This is a genomic window from Streptomyces apricus (genome assembly GCF_008369065.1).
GTDB lineage: Bacteria > Actinomycetota > Actinomycetes > Streptomycetales > Streptomycetaceae > Streptomyces > Streptomyces apricus.
This window is the reverse complement of record NZ_VDFC01000046.1, coordinates 1,005,554-1,012,814: the sequence shown is the minus strand read 5'-3', so window position 1 is coordinate 1,012,814 and position 7,261 is coordinate 1,005,554. Positions and strand designations below refer to the sequence as shown.

Sequence of the window (7,261 nt, the reverse complement as noted above, 5' to 3'; positions counted from 1 at the left end):
CCCGAGTTCGGGTCCCGCTGCGGGGTCGGCTCCGGTTCCAGGTTCTGCTCCAGGTCCTGCTCCGGTACAGAGGCCGACTCCAACTCCGGCTCCGGATCTGCGTCCAACTCCGGCTCCGGGTCTGACTCGGGGGCCAATCCCGGTTCCAGCTCCGGCCCAGGGGCCGGCTCCCGCCCCGGCTCCCCCTCCCGTACGTGCTTCAGCGTCATCCGTGCGTCCACCTTCTCCGTGGCCGTCACCTCCGACCAGTAGCGGTGGCAGGTGACGAAGACCGCCAGTTCGCGTTCGCGTTCGCGGAGCTTCTCCACTTCCGCCTGTTCGTCGGGCGTCCAGCCGGGGGAAGCAGGGCGTTCGACCTTGCGCCAGCCGTGGTCGTCGCTGAAGCCGTCCAGGGGTTCGACCGACCAGGGGAGCCGCTTCAGCAGGGCCAGCAGTTCGGCCCGGACCTGGTGCAACTCCTCCTGACCGGACAGGAGATCGCTCGGGAAGTCATAGGTCGCAGCCACGCGGCAATGGTACGCCTGTTCGATTTTATGATGCGAGTTCCTTCCGGGACTTCACCCGAACTCCGGTGTCAGTGCCCTGCGCGAGACTGGACGCATGTGCCGCAGCATCAAGACACTCCGACCCCCCGTCCTCCCCGAAGAGGCCACGGAGGACGACATCCGTGCCGCCGCCCTCCAGTACGTCCGCAAGGTGTCGGGCTTCCGGGCCCCGGCCGCCCACAACCGTGAGGTGTTCGACCGCGCGGTCGAAGCGGTGACGGCCGCCACGGCCGAACTGCTGGCCGGGATCGAGGTCCGCGGAGCGTCGCGGACGTCTGGGGTGTCGCGGGCGCCCGCGACGTCTCAGACGCCCGTGCCCGCGCCCGAGTCCGGCACCGCCACCGCCACTGGGACCGCCACCGCCACCGCCGCCGGTGAAGGGCGCCGCATCAGATAGGCCGCCCCCGCCCCCGCCGCGAACAGCGCCACCAGTGAGATGCCGGAGGCGAACCACGTCGCGCCCAGCCACTGGCCGCCGAAGTAGCCGAGGGCGACGCTGTACGCGGCCCACGCGAGGCCCGCTAGGATCGACCAGGGCAGGAACTCGCGGACGCGGCGCCGTGCCGCGCCCGCGGCGAGCGAGACGACCGAGCGGCCGGCCGGCGCGAAGCGGGCCAGGACGACCAGGGCGCCGCCGCCGCGCGCGAGGGCCGCGCCGAGACGTTCCTGCGCGCCGCTCAGGCGGCGGGAGCGGGCGATGGCGCGGTCCAGCCGTGCGCCGCCGCACCAGGCCAGCCGGTACGCCACGAGGTCGCCCAGGACCGACGCGGTCGCGGCCGAGAGGATCAGCGCCAGGATGTCCGGCACGTGCGGGGTCGCCGCCCCGGTGCCCGCCGCGGCCGCCGTCGCCGCCGTGATGACGAGGACGCCGCTGGGCAGCACCGGCAGGAAGACGTCGAACAGGACCGACAGCGCCACCACGGCGTAGATCCATTGGCTGTAGATCCAAGGGGTGCCGGACAGCGACCCCACACTCTCAAGCACCGGAACTCCCCTGTGTCTCCCCCGTGAGGCCGCTCCTGCCGCGCCGCGGTGTCGCGGGGGAGCGGCAGGAGCGGCCTGTGACAGCCACAGAGCGTACGCCTCGGGTCCGACAGGAGGTCCACAGGGGCTCGGGTGTCCGTCACTTCGTGTTCACCCGCCCGCGCTGTGCGTCAGCGCGAATCGGGGCGCGTCAGGCCGTGACCGGCTCCGACGGGCGGTTCTCCCCGGCCCGCGCGGACGGCCGGCCGGGCAGCAGCCGGTCCAGGCCGAACGCACCCGATCCGGTGAAGACGAGCAGCAGCATCGACCAGCAGTACAGGGCCGCGCCCTCGCCGCTGTTCTGGATCGGCCACAGCGCCTCGGGCTGGTGGACCTTGAAGTACGCGTAGGCCATGGCGCCCGAGGCGATGAACGCCGCGGCGCGGGTGCCGAGGCCGAGCAGGACCAGGGTGCCGCCGACGAGTTCGATGACGGCCGCGTACCAGTTCGGCCAGGCGCCGGTCTCCACGGTGGCGCCCTTGCCGTCCAGGCCGCCGAGGACGCCCAGCAGCGACACGGCGCCGTGGCAGGCGAAGAGCAGGCCGACGACGATGCGGAACAGGCCGATGGCGTATGGCTGGGCGCTGTTGAGGCGTCCGGTCATGAGGGAGAGCTCCTTCGGTTCGAGTACGGTCCCGAAAGGACCGGCGGGGGGCGTAACCGAGTGAGTGCTTTACGTTAGGTGGGCCTATTCAACGCTTGCAAGTTCAACTTTTGGCCACGGGTTTTCGGGCGACATGGGCGATACGGGCTCCGGTTCCGCCGACGCCTCTCCTTCCGTCCCCCGCCCCGCCTGCGCGGCAGCCGTCCGCAGCACCGCCCGTGCGATCGCGTCAGCGTCCGACAGGGTGACCGAGTCCACCCCCGGTCTGGCCCCGGCGGCGGTCACCCAGTGCACCCCTTCGGTGGGCACGCCGATCGCGAACCGCCGCGGGTGCGGGCATCCTTGACGGTCTATCAGGTGGTACGGACGCTGTGTCACGTCCAGCCCACCGGTCTCGTAGCCGTCCACCGTGTGCGGACGGCACTGGCCCGTCTTCAGCAGCCGGGCCAGCAGCGCGTCGGCGGTCCGCCGCAGGTCCGGCTCCGGCAGCCGGGCCTCGACGAGGGTCGTCGCCGTCACGGTCGAACCGGGCACGTCCGGCGAGTGCGCCACCCACGCCCCGTCCCGCGCCCGCACCTCCAGCCGGGGGCCGACCACCTCCAGGACGCCCGCCTCGATCAGCGCGGTCATCTCCTCGATGCGGCGGCGCGGCGGCCCGATCGACAGGAACGCGTTGAGGGGCGTGTACCAGCGGTCCAGGTGCTCCCGTCGCGACGCGCCCGCGAGCCCGCCGTGGTCGACGATCTGCCGCAGCTCGTTGCGCAGGTCGCGCAGCACGTCGAGGGCCGCCTTGAGCGGACCCTCCACATTGCCGAGCGCGGCCTGCTCGGCGTCCTCGCGCAGATGGGCCAGCAGCCAGTCCCGGAAGTCCGCGGGACCGGTGAAGACACGTCCCGCGTACGGCCGCGACACCCGGTCCCAGGACCAGCGTTCGGCCGCCGCGACCCCGAACGCGTCCAGGACGAGCGCCTCGCGCGGGTCGCGGTGCGGCACGGCGAGGAAGCGCTCGCGGAAACCGCGCGGATGCGTGCCGCCGCGCGCCGGCCGCGCCAGCAGCGCCTCGTAGTAGACGGTCTCGACCTCCTTGGCCACCAACGGCCATATCTCCATGAGGAAGTCGGGCGCCTCGCCCGAGTCCGCGCGCTTGCGGAAGCCGGCGACGGTCTCGGGCGTCAGCACGAGCGGGACGTGCCGGCCGTACGGGCCCTTCGCGTTGTCGCCGCGCGCCTGGTACGGGATGCCGCGGCGCGAACCGGCCACCAGGCGCGGCTCGCGGCCCGAGGGCAGGTAGCGCGTACCGGCCGGGGTGCGCAGGAAACGGCCGCCGCGGCCCGTCGTCAACAGGGCCATGTGGTCGAAGAAGTTGAGGCCCAGACCGCGCAGCAGGACGGTCTCGCCGGGGGCGACGGCGGAGAGGTCCAGGTCCGCCGGATTGGCGGGCGGGACGTGGCGCAGGCCGTGGCACGCGGCGTACGCGGACAGCCGTTCCTGCGCCGGGTCGGCGAGCACCGGCAGGTGGCCCTGCGCGAGGACCACGGCCGACAGGTCCGTCAGGGTGCGCCCGTCGTCGAGTACGAGGGTCTGCAGGCCGCCGGCCGCGTCGTCGAGGCGGGTCGCGCGCGCCCGGTGCGTCTCGATCCGCAGCGCGGGCGGCGCCCCGCGGACCACCTCGGCGAAGACCCACTCCAGGTAGTGGCCGTACTGGGCGCGGCTCGGGTACTCGTCCGGGCCCAGCCGGCCGCCGGCCCAGGTGTGCAGGCTGGGGCCGGGGCGTATCGGGCCCGAGCAGTCCACGCTGTCGTCGGTGAAGAGGGTGACCTGGGAGGCCACCGTGTTCATCAGCAGCTCGGCCGGCTGGGCGGTGCGCCAGACGCGGCCGGGGCCCGGCGGCGACGGATCGACGACGTGGACGGTCAACCGCGTCCCCGGGGTGAGCAGTTCGGGCGCGGAGGCGCACAGGCGCTCCAGCACACCGGTGCCGCGCGGCCCGGCGCCGACCAGGGCGACATGGACGTGTCTCTCCGGTGTCATCGGCTTCGGCGGCTCCGTGACCTCCGTGGTCCTCGTCGGTTCCGTCGGCTCCGCGGTCGCTGCAGACAAGGGTGAGACTCCCGGACAGGTGGGGCATGTGCGGCTCTGACGCCCACTGGAAGCGGACGGTCCGCATCATCATGCCGTCGCGCGCCGCCGGAACCGACCCCTGGAGCGGATCAACGGTGCCGGTTGTGGGATGCCTCACGGGACTCACGGGACTCGCGGGCACCAAGCGTCAGCATCACGCACAACAAGGCCCTACACGGGCAACGTACGCAATTGATGCGCGCCGGCCGGTGCGTGCGGGAGGATGCGCGCCGAGCCGTGCCTGCCGTCCCTGCCGCGCCTGCCGTCCTGCCGTCAGCTGATCTCGGACTCGTCGATCGTCCGCAGCCGGGCCCCGCCGTCGCGCTGCTCGCGCGCGTGGTCGAGCCGCAGGTGGGCCGAACGGCCGCGCAGGGTCAGGGTCATCAGCTGGTTGCCGAACCAGGGGCCGCCGGTCCTGCGCCAGTCGACGGGCGGCGGGGCGACCCTGCCGTGCCGGGCCAGGCGCCGGCCGATCGCCCGGCCCGTCCCGCTCCAGCCGAAGCGGAAGCCGGCCTTGATGTAGGCCGGGATGGAGTTGTGGACGGGGGAGCAGGTCAGCTGGAGCACCCGGGCGTCGGGCCCGGCCGCGCTCTCCCGCCAGACCGGCTCGGCGACGTACGCGTGGTGGACGTCCCCGGACAGCACGCACACCGTGGCCGGTGCCTGGGGTCCGGAGCCGGCCTCGGCGATCAGCTCCGCCAGCCGGTCGAAGGAGGCCGGGAAGGCCGCCCAGTGCTCCAGGTCGGCCGCGCGCCGCAGTTTCTCGCCGCGCCGTGCCCAGCGCTCGCCCCGCTCGCCGCGGCACGTCGCGGCGTTCCAGGCCTCCGCGTCGTGCACGAGGTTGGGGAGCAGCCAGGGCAGCGAGGTGCCGATGAGCAGGTGGTCGTACGGGCCGGGGGCGGCCTGGGCGCTCGATGCCCGGTCGGCGTCCGTGGCTCGGCCGGTGTCCGGTGTCCGGCCGTCCAGCATCTGTTCGCGGAGCCAGTCCCATTCCGCCGGGTCGAGCATCGAGCGGTTCTGCTCGTCCAGGACGCGGGCGGCGCGGCTGTCGACCATCAGCAGGCGGGTGCGGCCGAAGTCGCGGCGGTAGCTCCAGCGCACCGAGGCCGGATCGGCGTCGGCCCGGGCCGCGAAGGCGCGCAGGGCGTCCGTGCCGTCGGGCGTGTCGCGGACGGCCGCGTACAGCGGGTCCTCGGCGAGGCGGTCGGGGGAGAGGTTGCCGAGGTGCTGGTGGACCCAGTACGACATCAGGCCGCTCAGCACGCGCTCGCGCCACCAGGGGGTCCCGCGCATGTCGGCGACCCAGGCCTCGCTGGTGTTCCAGTCGTCGATGACGTCGTGGTCGTCGAAGATCATGCAGCTGGGCACGGTCGAGAGCAGCCAGCGCACCTCGGGGTCGAGCCACGATTCGTAGTAGAGGTGCGTGTACTCCTCGTAGTCCGCGACCTCGGCACCGGGCGGCTCGTCCAGGCCGCGGCGGTCCTCCAGCCAGCGGCGGGTGGCCTTGGACACCTCGTCCGCGTACACCTGGTCGCCCAGCAGCACCAGGACGTCCGGGCGCTCGCCCTGCGGGTCCGCGGCTATCCGTACCGCGAGGGTGTCCAGGGCGTCCGGGCCGACCGGGTCCTTCTCGCCCTCGGGCGGCGAGGCCCAGCGGCAGGAGCCGAAGGCGACCCGTACCGTCTCGTGGTCGTCCACGGGGGTGTGGATCGCCGAGGGCGGGAAGCGCGAGTCGGGCAGCGGCCAGACGCGCGCGCCGTCGAACAGCACCTCGTACGAGGTGGTCGTGCCCGGCGTCAGCCCCGTCACCGGGACCAGGGCGTAGTGGTGGCCCGCGATCTGGAAGGTCCGGGCCTCACCGCCCGAGCCGTCCGCGCAGCGCACCTCGGCGGTGCACGGACGGCTCGCCTCGACCCATACGGTCGCGGCCGAGCCGTCGACGTACCTCAGCAGTGGACCCAGGCGCAGGCTCGCCACGTGTGATCACCCTCCTCCGTCGTCCCGTACGGTACGGAACGACGGAGGCCGGTGGGGGCATTCCGGCGGGAGATCGCGTGAGATCACGGGAGATCGAGGGGGATCGCCGTGGGACGCGGTGCCCGGGGCCGGTGGCCGTGGTGCGTCAGCAGCCGCTGAGGACCGAGCTGAGCTTGGACTTCTCCGCCGAGTCGACGGACAGGTCGTAGTAGTACTTCACCTGGACCCAGGCGCGTACGTAGGTGCAGGCGTAGGCCGTGCGGGACGGCATCCACTCGGCCGGGTCCTGGTCGCTCTTCGACTGGTTCACGTTGTCCGTGACGGCGATGAGCTGCGGGCGGGTCAGGTCGTTGGCGAAGGCCTGGCGCTGCGCGGTGGTCCAGGCGTCGGCGCCGGAGTCCCAGGCCTCGGCCAGCGGCACGAGGTGGTCGATGTCGAGGTCGGAGGCCGCGGTCCAGGTCGCGCCGTCGTAGACCGAGTACCAGGAGCCGCTGGTGGCGGCGCAGGCGGAGCTGGTGACGACGTTCGTGCCGTCGCGCTTCAGCACGGTCTCGCGGGTGTTGCAGGTGCCGCTGATGGTGATCCAGTGCGGGAAGAGGTCGCGGTCGTAGCCGGTGCGGTCCTCGGTCGCCACGGTGAGCGAGGCGAGGTAGGTGCGGGCGGTGGCCGCGCTGACCGGGGTGGGCAGGGCGGCGGTGGCGGCCGGGCCGTTGAAGAGGCCGGCCATGGCTATCAGGCCGGTGAGGGCGGCGAGCAGGCTCAGCCGTCGACGCGCGTAGATCCTGGGCATGCGAACTCCCTTTGGGTGGGGGGAAGTTGACGTGCGGGCACTGCATGTTCCCGGCAGCGGGTTTCCGGGAGGTGTGCGCCAGGTGAGAAGTTAGTGATGTGGGCATGACACGACAAGAGCCGCGTCGGGATTTCCGGATCGGCCCGTCCCCTTTGTTCTGCCCTCGGGCGGAATAGGGCGCGCGGGGGGCTGCGGAGGTCT

Annotated in this window: 5 protein-coding genes and 2 pseudogenes; 1 reads left to right on the top strand and 6 read right to left on the bottom strand. The window is 73.0% G+C overall.

From position 1 onward, the window contains the following. Window positions 1–182: 182 nt before the first annotated feature. A pseudogene (locus tag FGF04_RS24700) lies at window positions 183–506 on the bottom strand (hypothetical protein); the annotation flags it as partial. 94 nt (window positions 507–600) lie between these two features. On the opposite strand from FGF04_RS24700, the pseudogene FGF04_RS24695 reads away from it, so the two are divergent. Continuing rightward, a pseudogene (locus tag FGF04_RS24695) lies at window positions 601–825 on the top strand (DUF2277 domain-containing protein); the annotation flags it as partial. 23 nt (window positions 826–848) lie between these two features. Here the strand turns inward: FGF04_RS24695 and FGF04_RS24690 are convergent. The 5 genes from FGF04_RS24690 to FGF04_RS24670 form a co-directional block, all read right to left on the bottom strand. Further along, window positions 849–1,529, bottom strand: a complete 681-nt coding sequence (locus FGF04_RS24690) for a DedA family protein (RefSeq protein WP_149513450.1) — start codon at window positions 1,527–1,529, stop codon at window positions 849–851. 190 nt (window positions 1,530–1,719) lie between these two features. Further along, window positions 1,720–2,172: a DoxX family protein gene (locus FGF04_RS24685; protein ID WP_149513449.1), complete on the bottom strand. Its 453-nt coding sequence runs from the start codon at window positions 2,170–2,172 to the stop codon at window positions 1,720–1,722. Window positions 2,173–2,256: 84 nt separating this feature from the next. After that, on the bottom strand, window positions 2,257–4,203 hold the full coding sequence (locus FGF04_RS24680; RefSeq protein ID WP_149513448.1) for an FAD/NAD(P)-binding protein: 1,947 nt from the start codon (window positions 4,201–4,203) through the stop codon (window positions 2,257–2,259). 363 nt (window positions 4,204–4,566) lie between these two features. Beyond that, a complete protein-coding gene (locus tag FGF04_RS24675; RefSeq protein ID WP_149513447.1) occupies window positions 4,567–6,270 on the bottom strand; it encodes an alkaline phosphatase D family protein in 1,704 nt (567 codons plus the stop codon). A gap of 145 nt (window positions 6,271–6,415) precedes the next feature. Then, entirely contained in the window at window positions 6,416–7,060 is a 645-nt protein-coding gene (locus tag FGF04_RS24670; protein WP_149513446.1) for an HNH endonuclease family protein, read from the bottom strand. Window positions 7,061–7,261 lie beyond the last annotated feature (201 nt).

Coding starts and splice junctions, on each gene's coding strand:
- FGF04_RS24685 (WP_149513449.1), bottom strand. CDS start 2,172: ATGACCGGACGCCTCAACAGCGCCCAGCCATACGCCATCGGCCTGTTC.
- FGF04_RS24680 (WP_149513448.1), bottom strand. CDS start 4,203: ATGACACCGGAGAGACACGTCCATGTCGCCCTGGTCGGCGCCGGGCCG.
- FGF04_RS24670 (WP_149513446.1), bottom strand. CDS start 7,060: ATGCCCAGGATCTACGCGCGTCGACGGCTGAGCCTGCTCGCCGCCCTC.